Consider the following 22743-nt stretch of genomic DNA (forward strand, 5'->3'; position numbering starts at 1 on the left):
CTTGTGGGACACACACCACACCCGCATCCGGGACTTCCCGGAGCGCACCCCCGAGTCCGGCGCCTAAGGTCGAGCCATGACGACTGTCGACTTCTACTTCGATCCGGCGTGCCCGTTCGCCTGGATCACGTCCCGCTGGATCCTCGAGGTCGAGAAGCAGCGCGAGATCGACCTCCGCTGGCACGTGATGAGCCTGTACGTGCTGAACGAGAACCGTGACCTCCCGCCGGACTACCGCGCGCTGATCGACCGTTCGCTCGGCACCGTACGGGTCGTCACCGCGGCCGCCCAGCAGCACGGCGACGAGGTGCTCGGCCCGCTCTACACCGCGCTCGGCACGCGCATCCACAACCAGGGCAACAAGGACCTCGACGCGGTGGTGAAAGAGGCCCTCGCCGAGGTCGGGCTGCCGGCGGAGCTCGCCGCGGCGGCGCGGAGCGAGGAGTACGACGCCGCGCTGCGCAAGAGCCACCACGAGGGGATGGACCCGGTCGGCGACGACGTCGGCACGCCCACCATGCACATCGACGGCGTGGCGTTCTTCGGCCCGGTGCTCTCCAGCATCCCCCGCGGCGAGCAGGCCGTCCGCGTCTTCGAGGGCGCGGTGGCGCTGGCGAACTATCCGGACTTCTTCGAGCTCAAGCGTACCCGTACGGGTGGCCTGAACTTCGATTGACCCCGGTTCGTCCACAGGCCACGGCCCGGCTCCGGAGGGAGTCACTAAACTCGCCGGGGTGACTTCCGCTCCCGCCCTCGCCGGGCCCGCCTACGACGTGCTCAACCGGGTCTTCGGCTACGCCGACTTCCGCGGCGGGCAGCGCGAGATCATCGAGCACGTCATCGGCGGCGGCGACGCCCTCGTGCTCATGCCGACCGGCGGCGGCAAGTCGCTGTGCTACCAGATTCCCGCCCTGGTGCGCGAGGGCACCGGCGTGGTGATCTCGCCGCTCATCGCGCTGATGCAGGATCAGGTCGACGCGCTGCGTACGCTCGGGGTCCGGGCCGGCTTCCTCAACTCGACGCAGGACCCGGAGGAGCGGCGCCTCACCGAGCAGCTGTACGTCGCCGGCGAGCTCGACCTGCTCTACGTCGCCCCCGAGGGGCTCGGCGTGCCGTCCACCCAGCGGCTGCTCGACCGGGGCCGGATCGCCCTCTTCGCCATCGACGAGGCGCACTGCGTCTCCCAGTGGGGCCACGACTTCCGCCCCGACTACCTCAACCTGTCGATGCTGCACGAGCGGTGGCCACAGGTGCCGCGCATCGCGCTGACCGCGACCGCCACCAGCGCCACCCGCGAGGAGATCGCGACCCGGCTCGGCCTCACCGGCGCGCGGCACTTCACCGCGAGCTTCGACCGGCCCAACATCCAGTACCGCATCGTCGCCAAGAACGAGCCGCGCCGGCAGCTGCTCGACCTGCTGCGCACCGAGCACCCCGGCGACGCGGGCATCGTCTGCTGCCTGTCCCGCGCCTCGGTCGACAGGACCGCGGAGTTCCTGGTGCAGAACGGCATCGCGGCGCTGCCGTACCATGCCGGGCTCGACGCGCGGACCCGCGCCGCCAACCAGAGCCGGTTCCTGCGCGAGGACGGCCTGATCATGGTGGCCACCATCGCCTTCGGCATGGGCATCGACAAGCCCGACGTGCGCTTCGTGGCCCACCTGGACCTGCCCAAGTCGGTGGAGGGCTACTACCAGGAGACGGGCCGCGCCGGGCGCGACGGCCTGCCGTCCACCGCGTGGCTCGCGTACGGCCTGCAGGACGTCGTGCAGCAGCGCAAGATGATCGAGACCTCCGAGGGCGACCTGGCGCACCGCCGCAACCTGGCCGCCCACCTCGACGCGATGCTCGCCCTGTGCGAGACGGTCCAGTGCCGCCGCGCGCAGCTGCTCGCCTACTTCGGCCAGTCCGCCGAGCCCACCTGCGGCAACTGCGACACGTGCCTGACCCCGCCGGAGTCCTGGGACGGCACGGTCGCGGCCCAGAAGCTGCTGTCCACGGTCCTGCGCCTGCAACGCGAACGCGGCCAGAAGTTCGGCGCCGGCCAGTCGATCGACATCCTGCTCGGCAAAACCACCGAGAAGGTCCAGCAGTTCCGCCACCACGAGCTGTCCGTCTTCGGCATCGGCACCGACCTGCGCGAGCAGGAGTGGCGCGGCGTCGTCCGGCAGCTCCTGGCCCAGGGCCTGCTCGCGGTCGAGGGCGAGTACGGCACGCTCACCCTGACCGACGCCAGCACCGCCGTCCTGCGCAAGGAACGCCAGGTCATGATGCGCCGCGAGCCGGAGCGCACCCGGGCGCCCAAGGCCCGCCGGGCGTCCTCGGGCGGCGCCGCCCCCGCCACCGACCTCGACCCGGCCGGCGCGGCGGCCTTCGAACGCCTCCGCGCCTGGCGGGCGGCGGCGGCGAAGGAGGCGGGCGTCCCGGCCTACGTGATCTTCCACGACGCGACCCTGCGCCAGATCGCGGCGCTGCGGCCGGGCTCCCTCACCGAACTCTCGACGGTCGGCGGGGTGGGCGAGACCAAACTGGCCCGGTTCGGCCAGCAGGTGCTGGAGACGCTCGCCGGCTAGGAGGCGTTCTCTCGTTCTCGGGGCAGCTACCCGGGCGGGGGCGGGCTGATGGGGAAATGGGGTGCCGGGGTCTCCCCGGGGGTGCCATGCTGCGCGCATCGACCTGCTGGGAAAGGACCCGCTGCATGCAGTTCGCCGAGGCACTCGAGCACCATCTCGCCACGATCACGGGCCGGGACGCGGAGGCGTTCCTGGCCACCGTGCACGACGACGTCGCCGTAATCACGCCGGACGGGCGGTTGCTCGCGGGCCGCGAGGAGGTCGGCGCGTTCCACCGGGAGTGGTTCGCCGATCCCGACTGGTCGTGGAAGCTCGAGCCGCTGCGGTGCACGGAGGCCGGCGACACCGGGGTGGCCACGTACGCGGTCACCTACGAGGATGTGGACGCCGGCGGCCGGCCGTACGCGATGAACTATGTCCTGAGTCTGGTCTTCGCCCGGGCCGGCGGGACGTGGCTTCTGCTGCATGATCAGAACACGCGTTCCGTCAGAAGACCGTAAGAGCGCAAACCCTACCGGCCGCCCCCGCCCCCGGGTTTACTCGAGGGCAGGACGGGCCGGGACGACGGGGGGCGGCATGACGGACACGTTCGACGACACGACCCGGGCCCGGATGGCGAGCATCGAGGCCAACTGGGACGAGCGCACCCCGATCCACGCGGCGAGCGCGTTCTACGACGTCGCGGGGCGTGACCCGGAGGACTGGTTCGCCGCGTACGAGTGGGCCGACCTCGGCGACCTCACCGGCCGGGACGTGCTGCACCTGCAGTGCCACCTCGGCACCGAGACGGTGGCGTTCGCCCGGCGCGGCGCGCGCAGCGTGACCGGCCTCGACCTGTCCGGCGCCGCGGTCGCCGAGGCCCGGCGCATCGCCGCGGCCCGCGACGCCCCTGTCGAGTACGTGCGGGCCAACGTCTACGACGCCGCGGCGGCCCTCGGCGACCGCCGGTTCGACGTGGTCTACACCGGCAAGGGCGCCCTGTGCTACCTGCCCGACCTGGACCGCTGGGCCGCGGTGGTGGCCGGCCTGCTGCGCCCGGGCGGCCTGGCGTACGTGGTGGAGTTCCATCCGGCGCTGACCTCGCTCGGGCTGGTCCCTCGCGACCCGCGGGAGCGGGAGCTGCTGCTGCGCAACGACATGATCGGCGGCCGGGGTGCGGCCGAGCTCGACGCGACCCGCACCTACACCGACGGCCCGGCCCTCACCGCGGCGACGACCAGCTACGAGTGGGCGCACGGGCTCGGCGAGGTGGTCACCGCGCTGAGCGGCGCCGGGCTGCGGATCCGCTCGCTGCGGGAGAGCGACGAGCTGCCCTGGCCGCGCTGGCCCCACATGGAACGCACGCCTCAGGGGTGGTGGCGGCTGCCCGCGACCGCACCGAAAGTGCCCCTGTTCTACGCCCTGCTCGCAGAAGCCTCAACATCCGCGCCCGGCCGCCGATGAGTCACGGCGTGAACCCCATGGTGCCGTTCCCGCTGCCGGGCACACAGCTCGTGCACGTCGGCCGGCAGCCGATCTTCGACGCGACGGGCGACGTCGTCGCCTACGAGCTCCTGTTCCGCGGCAGCATGGACGCGATCGAGGCCGGCCGCCGCGACACCTACGCGACGAGTCAGGTCATCGTCAACGCGTTCACCGAGTTCGGCATCGACGAGGTCGTGGGCGACCGCACCTGCTTCATCAACATGACCCGGGAGTTCCTCACCGGCGAGCTGACCCTGCCGTTCGGCCCCGACCACGTGGTGCTCGAGGTGCTCGAGACCGTCGACGTCGACGACGAGGTGATCGCCGGCGTCTCCGCGCTGGTCGCCCAGGGCTACCGCATCGCGCTGGACGACTTCGTCTGGGGCTCCGGCGCCGAGCGGCTGCTCCCGCTCGCCTCCTTCGTCAAGCTGGACCTGCTCCAGGGCGACCTCAGCCACCTCGACGAGATCGTCACGGCCTGCCGGCAGTATCCCGACATCAAGATCGTCGCCGAGGGGCTGGAGACCGGCGAGCAGCTCGCGCTCAGCAACCGGTACGGCTTCGAACTGCGCCAGGGTTACGTGCTCAGCCGGCCGCAGGTGCTGACCGCGGCCAGCCTCACCCCGTCGAAGCTGCGCCGCCTGGAGCTGATCGGGGCGCTGAGCGCCGCGGACGCCGACATCGAGAAGATCCTGACCATCATCGCCGGCGACCCGGCCCTCACCATGCGGGTGCTGCGCGCGAGCAACTCGGCCGCCGTCGGTGCGACCAGCCGGGTCTCGTCCGTACGCCAGGCGGTGGTCATGCTCGGCCTCGCGCACATCCGCCAGTGGGCGATGCTGATGGTCGTCGACGACGTGGCCGAGGCGACGGAGGTGCAGATGGCCGACGCGCTCACCCGCGCGCGGCTCTGCGAGAACGTGGCCTCCGCGTTCGGCGCCAAGTCCGACGCCGCGTTCATGGCGGGCCTGATCACCGCGGTCGCCCAGATGATCGGGCTGAGCCCGGCCGCGATCGCGCACCAGCTGCCGCTCGACATCGAGATCTCCGCGGCGCTGGAGCGCGGCACCGGGGCGCTCGGGCAGGTGCTGCGGGTCGTCAACGCGTACGAGCGCGGGGACCTGAGCGAGGTCGCGGCGGCGTACGCGGGCGAGGACCTGTCCGGCACGGTCATGGCCGCGATGCGCTGGTCCACGATGGCGGTGGCCGCGACCCAGGCGGCAGCGGCGTGACCACCCTTGCCGATCTCCTACTTGGGAAGTAGGGTTTCGGCATGGTGCAGCAGCCGCACGTCACCCAGTTCGCCGGGCCCGTCGACACCGCCACCTACGGCGAGTACAGCATCCCCGGCACGCCCGGTCCCCTGCTGCGCTTCACCGGACGCATCACCACCGGCGGCGAGTTCACCGCGGAGCCGGCGCGCTACCACATCTACGGCGGCTGGTTCTGCCCGTGGTCGCACCGCGTCGCCATCACCCGCGCGCTGGCCGGCCTCGAGGACATCGTCGGCATGTCCTTCGTGGACGACGACCGCGACGGCCGCGGCTGGGCCTTCCGCGAACAGTACGGCCCCGACCCCGTCAACGGCTTCATGCTGCTGCGCCAGGCGTACGAGGCGACCGAGGAGGGCTTCGACGGCCACGTGTCGGTGCCCGCGCTGTGGGACCGGGCCACGTCCCGCCTCGTCAGCAACGACACCCACGGCATCGGCATCGACCTGGCCAGCCGCTTCGGCCACCTGGCGACGCCGGTGACCGACACGTACCCGGAGCACCTGCGCGGGAGCATCGAGGAACTCGACGGGTGGCTCGGCCCCACGGTCAACCACGGCGTGCGGGCGGCCGCCGCGGCTCCCGGCCCGGCCCGCGACGCGCTCCTCGAGGCGTTCGAGCGGCTCGACGACAGGCTGTCCCGCTCCCGGTACCTGCTCGGCGACGACCTGACCGAGGCGGACATCCGGCTCTGGGTCACCCTGGTCCGCTACGACGTGGGCGCCAATGCCGGGCGCGCGATCAATCCGGGTCTGCACGTGTACCCGCACCTGTGGGCGTACGCCCGGGAGCTCTACGCAATCCCGGCCTTCCGCGACACGACCGACTTCGCGACCTTCAGCCGGCCGGGGGCGGCGCTGCCGGACTGGTCCACCCCGAGCGGCCGCTGACCCCATGCCGCCCGGCCGCCGGGACATCCGCCCGGCCGCCCGGACATCCGGCGCCGGGCCGGCCGGCAGCCCGTTCACCCCGCCCACGGGCCACTCCCGACCGGCAGCCCGCCGCGTTCACCCCGCCGCCGGGCTATCCCGACCGGCAGCCCACCCGTCCACCCCGCCGCCGGGCCTACTTCGACCGGCAGCCCGCCGCGTCCACCAGCTCCCGGACCGATACGGCCACGCCGGCAGCCCGCCGCGCCCAACCCGTCGACGGGCCTATCCCCGACCGGCAGCCCGCTCTCCACCCCGGCCGGCCGCGCGGCTTCGGGGGCTCAGGAGGCGTACCAGCGCATCAGGGCCGCGCCCACCGACATGCCGCCGCCGAAGCCGGCGACCAGGACCAGGTCGCCGTCGTGGAGCGCGCCCGCCCGGGCCGCCGCGTCGAGCGCGACGGCCGCGGAGCCGCTGCCGGTGTTGCCGTAGCGGTCCAGGACCAGGTGGGTACGCGCCGAGGCCAGCCCCGCCGCGTCCACCAGCTCCTGGATCATGACGCCGTTGGCCTGGTGCGGCACGAAGTGGTCGATCTCGTCGGCGGTGACGCCGGCGCGCTTGAGCAGCGTCTCGAGCACCGGCGGAACGCCCGACAGCACGAAGTCCCGGACGCCACGGCCGTTCATGCGGAAGAAGTGGTCACCGCCGGCGACCGTCTCGGCGGAGGCGGGCAGGCGGCTGCCGCCGGCCTTGACGTGGATCAGCTCGTGCGCGTCGCCGCGGGTCACCAGTTCCAGATCGATGATTCCGTACGGCGAGGGCACCGCACCGACGACGGCCGCGCCGGCGCCGTCACCGAACAGGATCGCCGTACGCCGGTCGTCGAAGTCGAGGATGCGCGAGTAGACGTCGGCCGCCACCACGAGCACGACCGTGTCCGGCTTCACGGTGACCAGGCTGTTCGCGAGGGCCAGCCCGAAGACGAAGCCGGCGCACACGACGTTGATGTCGAAGCAGGCCGCCCGGTGCGCGCCGATGGCGTGCTGCACCAGCGAGGCGGTCGGCGGCTGCGGCGAGTCCCCGGTCGACGTGGCGACGATGAGGTAGTCGACCCGGTCGGCCCCGATGCCGGCGTCCGCCAGGGCCGCGGTCGCGGCGCGTACGGCCAGGTCGGAGGTGGCCTGGTCGGGGGCGGCGAACCGGCGGGCCTCGATCAGCGTCTTGCGGGCGATCCATTCGGGGGTGGTGTCGGTGACCCGTTCCACCAGGGCCTCGTTGGTGACCTCGTGCTCGGGCACGTACGAGCCCGTGCCGAGGATCCCGGCGCTCGGTATCGACTGCATGCCCGCACTCATCGGCGCCGGAGGGGCAGGGTTGAGGACTCGGCGGGCACGATCACGCCAGCGACGTCCGTAAATGTCCACCTTCGTAATCCGGTTGTTACACGAAGGCCTTCCTCTTCCGAATGAAATTCACGAAGCTCTATCTCAGTCCGGCCCGACCCGGCCGGCACGAGAGGAGATACGGTGCGCACCAGAGCCATCGTCACCGCGACCACACTGGCCGCCTCGGCCGCGCTGGCCGCCCCCGCCGCAGCCCAGGCAGCCGAGCCGCAGCCGGTCACCCCGGCGCTCGCCGTCAGCCGGGCCGAGAACGCCGTCGGCAGCCACAAGGCGGCCTTCGCCGCCGGTGCGGCGGACACGTTCTCGAAGCGCAACGTGCTGGTCGAGAAGAACGGCGCGAGCCACGTCCACATGCACCGCGCGTACCGGGGACTCCAGGTCATCGGCGGTGACGTGATCGCCCACCTGGACACCAGCGGCGCGCTGAGCGCCGTGACCAAGACCCAGCTCGCGCCGCTGACGCTGGCCGCGACGCCGACCCTGAGCGCCGCCAAGGCGGTCAGCGCGGCGTCGAAGGCCCTCGGCGGCAAGGCCACCCCCGGCGCCACCACCACGCTCGCCGTCGACGCGCTGCCCGCCACGCCGGTGCTGGTGTGGCGCACGGTGATCACGGTGCCCGACGCGGCCGGCGGGGAGGGCGTCACCCACGTGCTGGTGGACGCGCACTCCGGCAAGGTCGTCGACAAGTGGGCCGACGTGCAGACCGTCGAGGGCTCCGGCACCGGCTACAACGTCGGCACCGTGCCGCTGGACACCACCAAGTCCGGCTCGACGTACCAGCTCAAGGACCCGGTCCGGGGCGGCACCTACACGACCGACATGAACAACCGGCGCATCGGCCAGGGCCAGATCTTCACCGACCCCGACAACGTCTGGGGCACGGGCACGCTCAGCAACGATCAGACGGTGGCCGTGGACGCGCAGTACAGCGTGGCCGAGACCTGGGACTACTACCTGGAGAAGTTCGGCCGCTCCGGCATCGCCGGCGACGGCAAGGGCAGCTACAACAAGGTGCACTACGGCAACCGGTACAACAACGCCGGCTGGTCCGACAGCTGCTTCTGCATGATCTACGGTGATGGCGACGGCACCACCTTCGGCCCGTTCACCTCGCTGGACGTCGGCGGCCACGAGATGACCCACGGCGTCACGTCGCGCACGGCGGGCCTCGTCTACAGCGGAGAGTCCGGCGGCCTCAACGAGTCGATGAGCGACATCTTCGGCACCCTGGTCGAGTTCCACTCGAACAACGCCAAGGACGTCGCCGACTACCTGATCGGCGAGACCATCCTGCTCGACCACACCCCGCTGCGCTACATGGACGACCCGTCCAAGGACGGCGCCTCGGCCAAGTGCTGGAGCAGCCGGGTCGGCAGCCTCGACGTGCACTACTCGTCGGGCGTCGGCAACCACGCCTTCTTCCTGCTCGCCGTGGGCAGCGGCGCGCACACCATCAACGGTGTCGCGTACAACAGCCCGACCTGTGACGGCAGCACGGTCGCCGGCATCGGCAACGACAAGGCCGGCGCCATCTTCTACAAGGCGCTGACGACCTACATGACCTCCAACACCAACTACTCCCAGGCCCGTACGGCGACCCTGAACGCTGCCCGCGACCTGTACGGCGCCGGCAGCGCCGAGTACAACGCGACGGCGGCCGCCTGGACCGCGGTCAGCGTCGCCTGATCCCAGCCACCCCTCCGCGGGGCCGCGCGCCACGGCGTGCGGCCCCGCCTTGCGTGGAGATAATCAACACCGTGACCAATTGGGAGTACGCACGCCTCGAATACCGCGCCGCGGGCACGTTCGGCGCGGACCGGTTCATGGACTGGACGGCGACGTTCCACCACCCGGGCGGGGTACTGCGCTGGGGAACCGACGAACGCTTCGACGACCTGCGCCACCTCAACCGCGCGGGCGCGGCCGGCTGGCAGGCCTACGACCGGGCCGCCATCCACGTCATCAACGAGCCGCACCGGCTCCACGGCGTCACGTATTCCATGCGGCGCCCCGTGCCGTAGGCCACTCGCCCGCCGCCGCCCGGCCGGGCTTGCGGATCGGCCGGGCTTGCGGATCGGCCGGGCTTGCGGATCGGCCGGGCTTGCGGATCGGCCGGGCTTGCGGATCGGCCGGCTGGCTTTGCGGGACCGGCTGGCTTTGCGGGACCGGCTGGCTTTGCGGGACCGGCTGGCTTTTGCGGGCCGGTTCTAGATGTAGTCCTCGAGGAGGGCCGGGGTCAACCCGGCCTTGTGGATGGCGCGCAGCGCGGAGAGGAAGTCCTTCACGAACGCCTCGCGGAAGTGCATGAGGATGATGTCGCCCGGCTTGACCCGCTTGCCCTCCTGGTAGCGCACCTTCCCCTTGTGGACGGTCTCCTTCCACATGAAGGCCGCCTTCATCCCGCAGTCGTGCGCCGCGCGCAGCGTCGTCGCGTCCTTGTTGCCGAACGGCGGGCGGAACAGCACCGGGCGGCGGTCGTACCACTTCGCCAGCCGGTCCGCGGAACCACAGATCTCGCGCTTCTGGAACGCGTACGACTTGCCCCGCAGGTTGTTGTGCGTGATCGTGTGCGACTCCACCACCGCGCCGGCGGCGATCATCGGCCGGAAATAGTCCGGATTGTCCTTGATCGCATTGGTGGTCAGGAACAATGTCACGGGTACGCGCGCAGCCGCGATCAGCTTCGGCGCCTCGGGATGCTTGAGGAAGCCGTCGTCGATGGTCAGGAACGCCACCTTCTGGGTCGTCGGGATCCGCAGCAGATAGGGCACGCTCCCGCCGGGCGGCAACGCGATCTTCTCCGCCGCCGGGGCCGGCCCGAACACGGGAATGTCGGAGTCCCGCCAGCCGTCGTGCTGCCGGTCGGGTCTCGTGCCGGACGGCGCCCCCGCCGACGGCCCGGGAGCGGCCGAGTGCGACGGGGCACCCCCGGCGCGTCCCGCCTCGCCGCGACCGGCCTCGTCGCCGGCTCCGTCACCGGCTGAACACCCTGCCAGGACGAGGGCCGCCGTCACCGCCGTGAGCGTACGCAAGATCGACATGGTCCGACATCGTGGCGGTTGCGGTGTCAGACCCCCGTGAAGTGCCATTGAGCAGTGGGAATGTGACGTACCGTCATCGCGGCCGGCGTTGTCCACAATGGCGGAGCGGGCGCATCGGGTTTCTGGTTAGGCTCGCTGCGTGACTGATCAGGATTCGGCCGTACGGATCGGCTTCATGTTCGATCGCGAGCGCGCCCCCGAGGAACTCCCCGGTTTCGCCCGCGACCTCGAAGCGGCCGGCGCGGACGACCTGTGGGTGGTCGAGGACCTCGGCTGGGCCGGCTCGGTGAGCGCCGCCGCCCTGGCCCTCGCGGCGACCGAGCGGCTCCGCGTGGGCATCGGCATCGCACCGGTCCCGCTGCGCAACCCCGCCCTGCTGGCCATGGAGCTCGCCACGCTGGCCCGGGTGCATCCCGGCCGGCTGGTCGCGGGCCTGGGCCACGGCGTGCCGGAATGGATGCGCAAGGTCGGCGCCGAGTCACCCGCCAAACTCGCCCTGCTCGAGGAGACCCTGCACGCCGTCCGCGACCTCCTCGACGGCCGCACGGTCACCCGGCACGGCCGCACGGTCACCATCGACGGCCTGACGCTGGTCCACCCGCCCACCCAGCCGCCACCCCTGGTCACCGGCGTCGTGCGCCCCCGCTCCCTGGAGCTCTCCGGCCGATCGGCGGACGGCACGATCCTGGCCGAGGGCACCGGCCCCGGCCGCCTCACGGAAGCCCTCACCCACATCAACCGAGGCCGCGCCGCCGGCGACCGCCCCGCCCACGAAGTGATCGTCTTCGCCTTCCTCCACACCGACGACGACCCCACCCGAGCAACCCGAACAACCGCCGACATGGTGAACGGCCAGGCCGCCTGGATGGGCGTACCCCCCGCCGACCTCTTCACCCTCATCGGCCCGGCAAGCGAGATCCCGGAGCACGTGGCAGCCCTCCACGAGGCGGGAGCAACAACGGTGGTGCTGAGACCCCTCGGCCCGGATCCCCTCGGCCAGGCCCGAACGGCGCTCGAAGCCCTCGACCGCTGACGGCCGGCCGGCCCGCTCGGCGCTCTCTCGGTGCGGCCGCTCCCGCCCGCCTACGACCACCGCCCGGCCGGCCGCCTCACTGCCCTGCGCCGCTCCACCCGCCAGCGCTCCACCCGCCACCTCAGCGCCCTGCCCCGCTCCACCCACCACCGGCTCCACCCGCCACCTCAGCGCCCGGACCGCTCCACCGACCGCCTCAGCGCCCTGCCCCGCTCTACCCGCCACCGCCCCAATCACCGCCTCAGCGCCCGGACCGCTCCACCCACCACCGCCCCACCCACCACCGCTCCACCCGCCCCCGGCTCTACCCGCCGCCGCTCCCTCCTCGCCGCAGCCCTTCTTTCCCGGCCGCCGGGATCGCGGCCGGGCAGCGCGGCCCTCGCGGCAGAGGTAGAAAGGACCGATGACGTCCGAGCGACAGCAGCCCCCGCCCGGCCACCAGTTCGGTGACCGCCCGCCGACCAGCCATGAGCGCAGAACGGGCCGGCCATGGGACGCGTCGTACCACGACGGCCCCGCGCCCTGGGACATCGGCGGCCCACAACCCGCGGTAGTGCGCCTCGCCGCCGCCGGCGGGTTCACGGGCGCGGTCCTGGATTCCGGCTGCGGAACCGGCGACAACGCCCTGCACCTCGCCGCGCCGGGACTGGCGGTCGTGGGCGTCGACGTGGCCGGGACCGCCCTGGCCACGGCCCGCGCCAAGGCCACCGAACTCGGACTCGTAGCCGAGTTCACCGCCGTCGACGCGTTCCGTCTCGAGCGGCTCGACCGTACCTTCGACACGGTCCTCGACTCGGGCATGTTCCACACCTGCGACACCGCCGAGCGAACGACGTACGCCGCCAGCCTGGCCCGCGTGACCGGACCCGGCGCCACCCTCTACGTCCTGTGCTTCAGCGACGAGGGCCCCGGCACGGGCCCCCACCCGGTCACCCGAGCCGATCTGACGGCAACCTTCCACCCCGGCGCCGGCTGGCACCTGACGACCATCGCCGCGGAACGGATCCGCACAAGATTCCACGACGACCACGGCGCCCCGGCCTGGCTGGCGACCATCAACCGCCTCTAGCGAAACCTTCCCCACGCCCAACGCCGATGTCCAACGCCCGGCGGCCGGCAGCCGCCGCGGCCCCCAGGAGGCGCCCCGCCGCTGCGCCTCCCCCGACGGGCGTCCGACCCCAGCCGACAAGTCAGCGCCCACCCCAGCCGCTTCGGCGAGTCATTCCACCGGCCCCCGTAACCGTCGACGCTGCGCCCCCGCGTCCCTTCGCCCGGCGGCTCGCCAGCGACCCCCGGCCCTGCAGCCCGCCACCTCCGCCCTCAACCGCCGGCTACGACCAGCGCTGCTCCAGGTCGCCGAAGTCCGTCAGGTAGCAGGCGATCTCGCCGGCAGCGGTGTAGCCGACCCAGGTGAGGTACCGGCCGTCCGAACCCAGACCGAACGCGACCAGGTTCGCACCGCTGTCCGGGTCCGTATAGGTGGCCGCAGGCTCGTCGCCATCGAACGACAGGTCGGCGATCAGGTCCTCACGCGCCTCATCGTCGTGCAACGCCTCGAACACCTCGGGCGAGCCGAACCCCCCGGTGCCCCCGTCGACCGGATACACGTAGTCCTCGCCGCTCCGCCGCCCCGGCCGCCACTCCACGACCGGTTCCGGCCGCACGACCACCCGGCCCGCGACCACCTCCCCGTCCCGAGTCACCACCTCGACGAGGTAGTCGCCGGGCTCCACGGTCTCATCGAACGCATACCGCTCCGCCTCCCCGACGGGAAACCCCATGCCCGGCTCCGCGGCGATGAGGCGCCCACTCGGCAGCACCAGACGAGCGGCCGGAGCAGCAACGGCACCGGCCAGCGACCGGTTCAGATCAGCACCCATGCCAGCGATCCTCCCACCGACGAGCAAGGCCCCACCGAACTGTTTCAAACCTCCGTCAAATCGCACGACCTCCCGTAAAGATCTCCCCAAGAATGGCATGATCAAAAACGAATCGGGTACGGCCTGAGCATCGCGCAAGGGGCACAATAACGGGGTGCGGCAGCTCCAGTTGTTCACCACCTCCCAGCTGGCCGAAATGCGCGACCGTACAGCCTCGCGCAACCATTCACCATGCAGCGAATCCTTCCGCCGCACCCACGAAAAACACCGAGCCTGGGGCCTCACCCGCCGCCACGCCACCCGCCTACGCCACCTCACCGAGCGCGCCACCCACCCGCCATCCCCCCACGACGACCGCCACCCCTCCGACCCGTATCGACCGTCCCAAGCAGCCACCCCGAGCCAAGCGCCACCGCCCCCACCCACCACAAGCCAGACACCGCCCCCACCCACCACAAGCCGGACACCACCTCCACCCACCACAAGCCACACGCCGCCTCCACCCAGCGCAAGCCGGACACCACCTCCACCAGCCACCGCCAAGCCGCTTGCACCACCCGCCACCAGGCCGCTCGAACCACGATCGCCGATCGTGGAAAACCCATCGTCACCAGCGCCGACCATCGGGATGCTTGCGCCGTCACTGACAGCCGGAGGAGGATCCGCGCCGACCACTGAGGCGGCCACGCCACTACCAGTGGCCAGCACGGTCGCACCGCCACCACCACCGCCACTACCAGCAGCCAGCGCGGGCGCACCGCCGCGACTACCAGCAGCCAGCGCGGGCGCACCACCACCGCCACTGCCACCACCACCGCCACCACCGCCAGCGCCAGTGATGCGAAGCGGCGCGCTCTCGGGATGGGCCGGCGAAGGCGTTACAGCAGGCGTCACCACCAGCAGTCCGGGTTCCCACCACCAGCGGTGGCCGCTCGGAAATGTGCCACCTTTCGGCGGCCGGAAATGCCGTGTCTTCATCATCACTGGCCCGGAGGTTGACGAATTCGAAATGTCGTCCTATTCGCTCACCAGAGCTCCTCCCGAAATTGATTCAGGAAAGGAACGAGACAGCGTAGGCGTTCGCCTGGGAAACCGGGAACGCCGCGCCAAGCCGCCTGCCGGAAGAAGGCTCAATGGCTTCAAGCTGGCCCTGCGGGCGCGGGCCCAGCAGCACGCGGGCGGACCGGAGCGCCCACGCGGACCGGAAGACGGCCGGGCCGGCCACCTGAGCAGGGCCAGGCACGCCGACGGCATAGGGCACGGGACAAATGAACGCGCGATGGGCGCGCGGGCGCAGTAGGCCGCGCGGGCGCGGTGAACGGCGGGCGCAGTGAACGGCGGGCGCAGTGAACGGCGGGCGCAGTGAACGGCGGGCGCAGTGAACGGCGGGCGCAGTGAACGGCGGGCGCAGTGAACGGCGGGCGCAGTGAACGGCGGGCGCAGTGAACGGCGGGCGCAGTGAACGGCGGGCGCAGTGAACGGCGGGCGCGCGAGGCGAGGGGAGGTGAGGTGAGGTGAGGTAAACCAGCGGGCACGCGGTGAACCCACGGGCGGGCACAGGGGCGCGCGGCACGCGAGGGCGCACCGCACACGAGGGCGCACCGCACACGAGGGCGCACCGCACACCAGCGCGCACCTGACCAGCCGCACTACCGCGGGCGGACGACGCGCCGGGCTGGGCGTCGGCAGGGACATCGGACCGGCGTCTCCGCCGGGGCCGGCGGTGATCTCAGGGGGCGGGTGGGCCGGTCCGGGTGGCTGGGCGGGGTGGGGGTACGCGGCCTGGCTGGGCGCGTACCCCCATGGGCGTCAGCTGCTGAAGATCTGGAACTCCGCCGCTACCGCTGAGTTGGCGGCGGGGGCGTTGGTGGTGCAGTCGGTTGCGGCTCGGGGGTCGTTGTCCTGTTCGCCGGCGTAGAGGGGGTTGCCTGTGCATTGGTTGGTGAGGATGCGGAGGCGGACGTGGGTGGCGAGGGTGGGGCGTACCGGGAAGGACTTGAGGATCAGGTTGGGGACCTTGGGGCGGAACTGGCCGGTGTCGAAGGCGTTGGCCGGGCTGGTGTAGGCGACCTTGAAGCCCGCGTCGGTGGCGCAGTCGGCTCCGGTGGCCGCGTTGCAGGTGAGGATCTCGAATTGGCGGACCGTGCTGTACATGACCGAGGTTGCCGCGCCGGCGCCCGGGAAGGCGCTGAGCTGGACGCGGGAGACGAGCTTCGCCGCGGTGGACGGGAGGTCCACCGTGACCTGGCGGCCCGCTACGCCGCCGGTGGAGGTGGCCGTCCAGACCGTTCCCTCCGCCTCGTCGGTGAGGCGGGCCGGGTTGGTGCCGTCGCCGGTGATGGTGGCTCCGGAGGCCGGCGAGGCCAGGTTCGCGGGCATGACCACGCCGATCTGGCCGGTCACCCCGGGGTACAGGGTCTGGGTGAAGCGCTTGTGGCCGAAGCCCGCGCCGATGGCCAGGAACCGGTACGTGCCCGGGGCCAGCGTCACCGTCTCCGGCAGCGCCGTCGACGGGTCGGTGTCGGCGATCGGCACCGCGCCGAAGTCGTAGTCGCCGACGTAGAGGCGTACGGGCTTGCCGGCCGCCTCGCCCAGGGCCTTGAACGTGACCTCCGAGTTCTCCACGTACGGCGACGCGAAGCTGGGCACCGGGTCGGCGTCCGACGGGCCGCTGGTGGCGCCGGCGCCCATGCCGCGGGCGGCGAACGTATTCCAGAGCAGGTCGGCGTTCGCGCCGTCGAAGCGCAGGGCGTCCGCCGTGATCATGTTGTCGCGCATGTCGAGCATGCTGATCGAGCCGGTGGCCGCGAGCAGGTACGAGTCGAACACCAGCTGGATCCAGCGCCGGTTGCCCGGGCACTCGGTGGCCGGCGTGGTGCCCGCCGCGCAGCTCTCCTGCTGGGCGCGGGTGCCCGAGCCGTAGCGGGAGATCAGCGCCCGGCGTACGTCGAAGTTCGTCGCGCTCCAGATCTCGCCGTCGGAGTGCACCGCCGAGCCCCGGTCATAGCCGTAGTCGGAGTAGTTGAGCGGGCTGTTGCTCATGTCGTAGTTGCGGATGCCGGTCACGAGGTCGCCGGTGACGTAGCCGCCGGTGACGTACGGCGTGTTGCCCCGCGGGGTGTAGCCGCTCTCGAACAGGTACTCCATCGCCGTCAGGTCGGACCAGCTCTCGCCCATGGCGCCGCCCTGGGTCGAGCTGATGCCGCTGTCCGGACCGGCGATCATGCGGTTGCTGATCGCGTGCGTGTACTCGTGGCCGATGACCGTCATGTCGAAGTCACCGTCGACGCACGGCGGGTACGCGGCCCCGGCGAACGGCTGCCACATGTACATGTTCGTGGTCGGCTGCATGCCGTCCGGCGGGGTGGCCTGGTTGGCGTTGTTGCGGGTGGTCGCGGTGGCCGCGCCCTGCTGGGCGTTGCCCCGCTCGGCGTCGGCGCCCTTGCCGTACGGCGTCGTGTTGACCTTCTGCAGGTTCCACGTCGCCTCGGTGAAGCCCAGCTTGTACGACCAGTCGTGCATCCGGTTGTGCATGGCGAACAGGTTGGCCGTGGCCGCGTCGACGTCCGCCTGCTCGGGCGAGGTCAGCGTGTTCGGGTCGCACTTGCTGGTGTTCCACTGGTTGGTGAACGGGTATACGTACTCCCGGTCGGATCTCGGGGTGGCGGGCAGCGCCGGGGTGCCGTTGCCCCACAGCCGTACGGACTCCGCCGAGTTGCCGGTCGTGGTGAACGTCGGGGCGCCGGTGGCGGCGTCGACGTCCCACGGCTTGCCGGTGGCCGGGTCGAGGACCTGCCGCGAGCAGCCGGTGGCGGTCGTGGCGCACCAGGTCTGGCGGGTGTCCGCGCCGTTCGCCGGCGGGGTGGCCGGGAAGACCTTCCAGTGCGGGTCGTCCTCGGCGAAGTTGACCAGGTTCTCGCGCAGCAGCACCTTGCCGTCGATCGCGTCGACATACGTGGTGTAGGCCAGCGGGTGGTCCGCGTCGGAGGACATGACCACGACCTCGTACGCGGCGCGCGGGTCGGCGCCGGGCATGGGCACGGCCACCTGCCGCACCCGCGAGTCGGCCAGCCGGTCGCGGGCGATGCCGGCGTCGGCGAGGGCGGCGGCGAGCGCGTCGGCGGCCTTGAGGCGGGCCGCGGCGGGCCGGGCGGTGCGCGGGCTCAGCGAGGAGGTGACGCGCAGGACGTCGCCGCCCTTGACCGCGACCGCCACCAGGCCGTCATGGGCCGCGGGCAGGCCGCCGTACCGCTGGCGCAGCAGCACGACCGTGCCGGCGCCGACCCTGGTGGTGGCGACCGTCTCGAGGTCGTCGACGGCGGCGGCGCGGAGCGCGAAGAGGCCGGTGCTGTTCCGCAGGTAGCCGCGGGCGACGGCCTCGGCGTCGCCCTTGAGCCCGGTGGCGAGCCGGCCCCGCACGGGGGTGACGGAGGCGGGCGTGCCGAGCCTGTTCCAGCGGGCCACGAGGTTGTCGTCGCGCACCAGCGAGCGCTGGGCGGAGGAGGGGGCGGCGCTGCCGCCGCGGTTGTCGACGAAGGAGTAGTCGTCGTCGAGGTGTTCGCCGGTCAGCGGCGTGGCCACGGCGGGCGACGGGTCGGCGGGGGCCGCGCTCGCGCCCAGCGGCGCGCTCGCGATGATGGTGGTAGCGGCGAGGATTCCGGCGACGGCGGACCGTCTGCGTATGCGCACGCATGCCTCCTGGATTCGGTATGGAGGGTCTCCCCAGACGCCCGAGACATTACGGGACCATTGACGTGCGTAGATGAACTAATTGTTTCAACAATGACGTGGATCAATGGTGCTCGACGGGCGGCCACGGCCGGGCTAGGTTGGCGTTCAGGGAGGCCGCCGATGACTCCGCTCGAGGAAGTGACCGCCGCGCTGCGGGCCACGCTGGGCGCGGACCGGGTGGTCACCGACCGCCAGGAGCTGCGGACGTACGAGTGCGACGGGCTGGCCCACCACCGCGTCGTCCCCGGCCTGGTGGTCCTGCCGCGCGACGCCCGGGAATGCGCCCTGACCGTGCGGGCCTGCGCCCGGGCCGGGGTCCCGTTCGTCGCGCGCGGGTCGGGCACCGGGCTGTCCGGCGGGGCACTCCCCCACGCCGAGGGCGTGCTCGTGGTGACGTCGAAGATGCGCGACATCGTGGAGCTCGCGCCGCGGGACGAGCGGGCCGTCGTCGAGCCCGGAGTCATCAACCTGCACGTCACGAAGGCGGCCGCGGCGCACGGCTACTACTACGCCCCGGACCCGTCGAGCCAGCAGATCTGCTCGATCGGCGGCAACGTCGCGGAGAATTCCGGCGGCGCGCACTGCCTCAAGTACGGCTTCACGGCCAACCACGTGCTCGGCGCGCAGATCGTCACCCCGGACGGCGACCTCGTCGAGCTCGGCGGCCGGGCACCCGACACCCCCGGCTACGACCTGCTCGGCGCGTTCGTCGGGTCGGAGGGGACGCTGGGCATCGCGACGCGGGTCACCGTACGCCTGACCCGGCTGCCCGAGTCCGTGCGTACGCTGCTCGCCGCCTTCCCGACCACCGACGAGGCCGGCGCCGCCACCTCCGCGATCATCGCCGCCGGCGTGGTGCCGGCGGCGATCGAGATGATGGACGCGCTCGCGATCGAGGCCGCCGAGGCGGCCGTGGCCTGCGGTTATCCGCGGGGCGCCGGGGCGGTGCTGATCGTCGAGCTCGACGGCCCCGCCGCCGAGGTCGCCGCCCAGTTCGCGCAGGTCACGGCGATGTGCGAGGAGAACGGCGCGTTCGAGCTGCGGATCGCCGGCGACGAGGCCGAGCGGGCGCTGTTCTGGAAGGGCCGCAAGTCGGCGTTCGCCGCGGTCGGCCGGATCAGCCCCGACTACATCGTGCAGGACGGCGTGATCCCGCGGACCGCGCTGCCCGAGGTGCTGCGCCGCATCGGCGAGGTGTCCCGCGCCCACGGCGTCCGGGTGGCGAACGTCTTCCACGCCGGCGACGGCAACCTGCACCCGCTGGTGCTCTTCGACGCCGCCACCGACGGCGAGACGGACCGCGCCGAGACGGTGTCCGGCGCGATCATCGACCTCTGCATCGAGTACGGCGGCTCGATCACCGGTGAGCACGGCGTCGGCACCGACAAGGCGAAGTACATGCCGCGGATGTTCACCGGCGACGACCTGGAGACCATGCACCTGCTGCGGTGCGCGTTCGACCCGGCCGGGCTGGCCAACCCCGGCAAGGTCTTCCCCACCCCGCGGCTGTGCGGCGAGGTGCCCCGGCGGCACGCGGCGACCGACCCGCCGGCCGCGGCGGAGATCTTCTGATGCGCCGGCGTACGGCGGGCAGCGACGACCACGTGGCGGGCGTACCGGCCCGCTACGTCGCCGCGCCCGCCTCCACCGGGGAGGCCGCGGAGGTGCTGGGCGCCGCCGCGGCCGACGAGCTGGCCGTGGTGATCCGCGGCGGCGGCACGAAGCTGGAGTGGGGCCTGCCGCCGCGCCGGCTCGACCTCATCGTCGACACGCACCGGCTGACCGGCGTGGTCGAGCACGCGGCCGGCGACCTCATCACGGTCGTGCGCGCCGGCACTGCCCTGGCCGCGCTGGACTTCGGCCCGCAGCGACTCGCCCTCGAGTCCCCGCTGCCCGGCGCCACCGTCGGCGGCGCGCTGGCCGCCAACACCAGCGGGCCGCGGCGCCTGCTGCACGGCACGGCCCGGGACCTGGTGATCGGCATGACGGTGGTCCGGCCCGACGGCACGGTCACCCGCTCCGGCGGCAAGGTCGTCAAGAACGTCGCCGGGTACGACCTGGGCAAGCTCTTCACCGGCGCGTACGGCACCCTCGGGCTGATCACCGAATGCGCGTTCCGCCTGCACCCGGTCGCCCCGGCCGGCGCCGTGGTGCTGCGCGAGGCGGACGGTCCCGAGGTGGGCCCGCTGCTGGCGGCGATCCGCGCCGAGCAGGTGGTGCCGAGCGCCGTCGAGCTCGACCGCCCCGGACCCGGTCCGGCCACGATCGCGGTGCTGCTGGAGGGCACGGCCGAGGGCGTACGCGAGCGGGCGGCCCGGCTGGAGAAGGTGCTCGGCGGCACGACCGGCGACCTCCCGCCCTGGTGGGGCGCGTATCCGTGGGCGCCGGGCGGCACCGGCGTGAAGCTCACGGCGGCACTGTCCCGGGTGCCGGAGCTGCTCGCGGCGGCGCCGGAGGTCCCGGTCCGCGGTTCGGCGGGCGCCGGCGTCCTGTACGCCGCCCCCACCGGCGACGTTCCCCGCACGGTCGAGCTGCTGCGCGCCGCGGCGGTCCGGGCCGGCGGGCACGCCGTCGTGCTGACCGCACCGCCGGAGGTCCGGGACGCCGTCGACATGTGGGGGCCGGTGCCCGGCCTCGACCTCATGCGCCGGGTGAAGGACCGGTTCGATCCGGGGCACCGCTTCGCCCCCGGCCGTTTCGTGGGAGGCATCTGATGGCCGGAGCCGGAGCGCACGAACCGCCGCGGGACGTCCTCGGGCCCGTCGCCGGCACCCCGGCCTTCGACGACGATCGGCCGCCCAGCCGGGAACTCGCCGGCGACTGCGTGCACTGCGGCTTCTGCCTCACCACCTGCCCGACGTACGTGCTGTGGGGCGAGGAGGCGGACTCGCCCCGGGGCCGGATCCACCTGATGAAGGCGGGACTGGACGGCGAGCCGCTCACCGGCTCGGCGGTGCGCCACTACGACCGGTGCCTCGGCTGCATGGCCTGCGTGACCGCGTGCCCGTCCGGCGTCCGCTACGACCGGCTCATCGAGGACACCCGGGCGCAGGTCGAGCGCAGGTTCGACCGTACGCCCCGGGAGCGGGCCCTGCGGGCGGCGATCTTCGCGCTGTTCCCGTACCCGAGACGGCTGAGGTTGCTGCGCGGGCCGCTCCGGGCGTACGAAAGCAGCGGTTTGCGGGGGTTGATCGCCCGCAGTGGCCTGGCGCGCCGGCTGGGACCCACGCTGGCGACGCTCGAGGCGCTGACGCCCAGGCTGCGCGCGGTGCCACGACCGCCCCGGCTGGTGCCCGCGGCCGGGACCCGGCGCGCGGTGGTCGGCGTGCTCACCGGCTGCGTGCAGAGCGCGTTCTTCCCGGACGTCAACTCGGCCACCATCCGGGTCCTCGCGGCCGAGGGCTGCGACGTGGTCGTCCCGCCGGGGCAGGGCTGCTGCGGCGCGCTGAGCGTCCACAACGGACGGTTGCCGGAGGCGCAGCGCTTCGCCCGGCGGCTCATCGACACGTTCGCCCGCGCCGGCGTCGACCACATCGTCGTCAACGCGGCCGGCTGCGGCTCGTCGATGAAGGAGTACGCCGACCTGCTGCGCGACGACCCCGCGTACGCCGGACCCGCCGCCGCCTTCGCCGCCCGGGTCCGCGACCTCTCGGAGATCCTGGTCGAGCTCGGCCCGGCGGCGGAGCGTCACCCGCTGCCCCTGACGGTGGCCTACCACGACGCCTGCCACCTCGCCCACGCCCAGGGCGTCCGCGCGCAGCCCCGCACCCTGCTCGCCGGCATCCCCGGGCTGACGGTGAAGGAGATCGCCGACCCGGAGATCTGCTGCGGATCGGCGGGGGTGTGGAACGTCCTGCACCCGGAACCGGCCGCCGAGCTGGGCGAACGCAAGGCCCGAGCGGTGCTGGGAACGGGAGCGGAGCTGCTGGTGACGGCGAATCCGGGCTGCCTGATGCAGGTGTCGGCGGCCGTCCGGCGGCTGGGCGGGGAGGTGGCGACGGCGCATACGGCCGTGGTGCTGGACGCTTCACTGCGCGGGCTGGGCGCGGCGGCCCTGACGAGCGAGCGCCGGGCGTGAGCGACCTCCGGGGCCGAGCGCTGACGGCAGATGCCGCGCGTCGCCGACCCGGCACCCAGCGCTGACGGCGGATGCCGCGCGTCGATGACCCGGCACCCAGCGCTGACGGCGGATGCCGCGCGTCGGCGGGCCCCGCTCCGGGGCGTTGGTGAGTGGGGGACGGCGGCCGGGTCCTCTCCTCCCGGCCGCCGTCCGCACCCTGACCGACGGCGGCGGGCCCTCTCCTCCCGGTCGCCTCCGGTCCCCCAGCGGGCTGCCCCGAAATCGGCGGCGCCCGGCACGTGGAAGTTGGGAGCGCTCCCAACTTTCCCCCCGCGATATCGCCGCGTCAAGCCCTTCTCGTCCCTTGTGCGCCTACCGCTCGGGATCCCATTCCACGAGCCGGCCGAAGAGGCTCCGG

At 72.7% G+C, this 22743-nt stretch carries 17 protein-coding genes; 13 read left to right on the forward strand and 4 right to left on the reverse strand.

The genetic code is table 11. The features are described from left to right. Positions 1-76: 76 nt before the first annotated feature. The 6 genes from CLV70_RS02180 (at position 77) to CLV70_RS02205 (ending at position 6198) form a co-directional block, all read left to right on the forward strand. Positions 77-676, forward strand: a complete 600-nt coding sequence (locus tag CLV70_RS02180) for a mycothiol-dependent nitroreductase Rv2466c family protein (RefSeq protein ID WP_106124598.1) — start codon at positions 77-79, stop codon at positions 674-676. A gap of 58 nt (positions 677-734) precedes the next feature. Beyond that, positions 735-2573, forward strand: coding sequence for a DNA helicase RecQ (gene recQ, locus CLV70_RS02185; RefSeq protein ID WP_106124599.1), 1839 nt, complete (start codon positions 735-737; stop codon positions 2571-2573). A 125-nt stretch (positions 2574-2698) separates the two neighbouring features. After that, positions 2699-3073: a YybH family protein gene (locus CLV70_RS02190; RefSeq protein ID WP_106124600.1), complete on the forward strand. Its 375-nt coding sequence runs from the start codon at positions 2699-2701 to the stop codon at positions 3071-3073. A gap of 76 nt (positions 3074-3149) precedes the next feature. Continuing rightward, positions 3150-4016: a class I SAM-dependent methyltransferase gene (locus tag CLV70_RS02195; RefSeq protein WP_106124601.1), complete on the forward strand. Its 867-nt coding sequence runs from the start codon at positions 3150-3152 to the stop codon at positions 4014-4016. A 17-nt stretch (positions 4017-4033) separates the two neighbouring features. Continuing rightward, on the forward strand, positions 4034-5269 hold the full coding sequence (locus CLV70_RS02200; protein ID WP_106124602.1) for an EAL and HDOD domain-containing protein: 1236 nt from the start codon (positions 4034-4036) through the stop codon (positions 5267-5269). A 41-nt stretch (positions 5270-5310) separates the two neighbouring features. Beyond that, positions 5311-6198, forward strand: a complete 888-nt coding sequence (locus CLV70_RS02205) for a glutathione S-transferase C-terminal domain-containing protein (protein WP_106124603.1) — start codon at positions 5311-5313, stop codon at positions 6196-6198. A 320-nt stretch (positions 6199-6518) separates the two neighbouring features. On the opposite strand, the gene CLV70_RS02210 is transcribed toward CLV70_RS02205, so the two are convergent. After that, the gene (locus CLV70_RS02210) at positions 6519-7520 is read right to left on the reverse strand and encodes a 3-oxoacyl-ACP synthase III family protein (protein ID WP_106124604.1); all 1002 of its coding nucleotides are present in this window, start codon (positions 7518-7520) and stop codon (positions 6519-6521) included. 183 nt (positions 7521-7703) lie between these two features. Here CLV70_RS02210 and CLV70_RS02215 point away from each other — a divergent pair, with 183 nt between their 5' ends. Further along, a complete protein-coding gene (locus tag CLV70_RS02215; protein WP_106124605.1) occupies positions 7704-9266 on the forward strand; it encodes a M4 family metallopeptidase in 1563 nt (520 codons plus the stop codon). Positions 9267-9337: 71 nt separating this feature from the next. Beyond that, the gene (locus CLV70_RS02220; RefSeq protein ID WP_106124606.1) at positions 9338-9601 is read left to right on the forward strand and encodes a hypothetical protein; all 264 of its coding nucleotides are present in this window, start codon (positions 9338-9340) and stop codon (positions 9599-9601) included. Between the two features lie 186 nt (positions 9602-9787). Here the strand turns inward: CLV70_RS02220 and CLV70_RS02225 are convergent, their stop codons facing one another. After that, the gene (locus CLV70_RS02225) at positions 9788-10621 is read right to left on the reverse strand and encodes a polysaccharide deacetylase family protein (protein WP_106124607.1); all 834 of its coding nucleotides are present in this window, start codon (positions 10619-10621) and stop codon (positions 9788-9790) included. Between the two features lie 139 nt (positions 10622-10760). On the opposite strand from CLV70_RS02225, the gene CLV70_RS02230 reads away from it, so the two are divergent. Further along, on the forward strand, positions 10761-11654 hold the full coding sequence (locus CLV70_RS02230) for an LLM class flavin-dependent oxidoreductase (protein WP_245907963.1): 894 nt from the start codon (positions 10761-10763) through the stop codon (positions 11652-11654). Between the two features lie 403 nt (positions 11655-12057). Next, entirely contained in the window at positions 12058-12723 is a 666-nt protein-coding gene (locus CLV70_RS02235) for a class I SAM-dependent methyltransferase (protein WP_106124608.1), read from the forward strand. A 262-nt stretch (positions 12724-12985) separates the two neighbouring features. Here CLV70_RS02235 and CLV70_RS02240 read toward each other — a convergent pair whose 3' ends face one another. Both CLV70_RS02240 and CLV70_RS02250 read right to left on the reverse strand, forming a co-directional pair. Continuing rightward, positions 12986-13534: a DUF4241 domain-containing protein gene (locus tag CLV70_RS02240; protein WP_106125003.1), complete on the reverse strand. Its 549-nt coding sequence runs from the start codon at positions 13532-13534 to the stop codon at positions 12986-12988. A 1809-nt stretch (positions 13535-15343) separates the two neighbouring features. Next, positions 15344-18223 (reverse strand): M36 family metallopeptidase, encoded by a 2880-nt coding sequence (locus CLV70_RS02250; protein WP_106124609.1) that lies wholly within the window; start codon positions 18221-18223, stop codon positions 15344-15346. A gap of 162 nt (positions 18224-18385) precedes the next feature. On the opposite strand from CLV70_RS02250, the gene CLV70_RS02255 reads away from it, so the two are divergent. The 3 genes from CLV70_RS02255 to CLV70_RS02265 are packed head-to-tail and all read left to right on the forward strand — an operon-like array spanning position 18386 to position 22343. Continuing rightward, complete coding sequence (locus CLV70_RS02255; RefSeq protein ID WP_106124610.1) at positions 18386-19837, forward strand: FAD-linked oxidase C-terminal domain-containing protein; 1452 nt, start codon at positions 18386-18388, stop codon at positions 19835-19837. Continuing rightward, positions 19837-20979 carry an FAD-binding oxidoreductase gene (locus tag CLV70_RS02260; RefSeq protein WP_106124611.1) on the forward strand — a complete coding sequence of 381 codons (1143 nt, stop codon included), beginning with the start codon at positions 19837-19839 and terminating at the stop codon, positions 20977-20979. Before CLV70_RS02255 ends, CLV70_RS02260 begins: the two co-directional genes overlap by 1 nt. After that, on the forward strand, positions 20979-22343 hold the full coding sequence (locus CLV70_RS02265; RefSeq protein ID WP_106124612.1) for a (Fe-S)-binding protein: 1365 nt from the start codon (positions 20979-20981) through the stop codon (positions 22341-22343). The genes CLV70_RS02260 and CLV70_RS02265 overlap by 1 nt, the downstream gene beginning before the upstream one ends. Positions 22344-22743: the final 400 nt, after the last annotated feature.

The sequence above is a fragment of the Pseudosporangium ferrugineum genome (assembly GCF_003002065.1).
Lineage (GTDB): Bacteria > Actinomycetota > Actinomycetes > Mycobacteriales > Micromonosporaceae > Actinoplanes > Actinoplanes ferrugineus_A.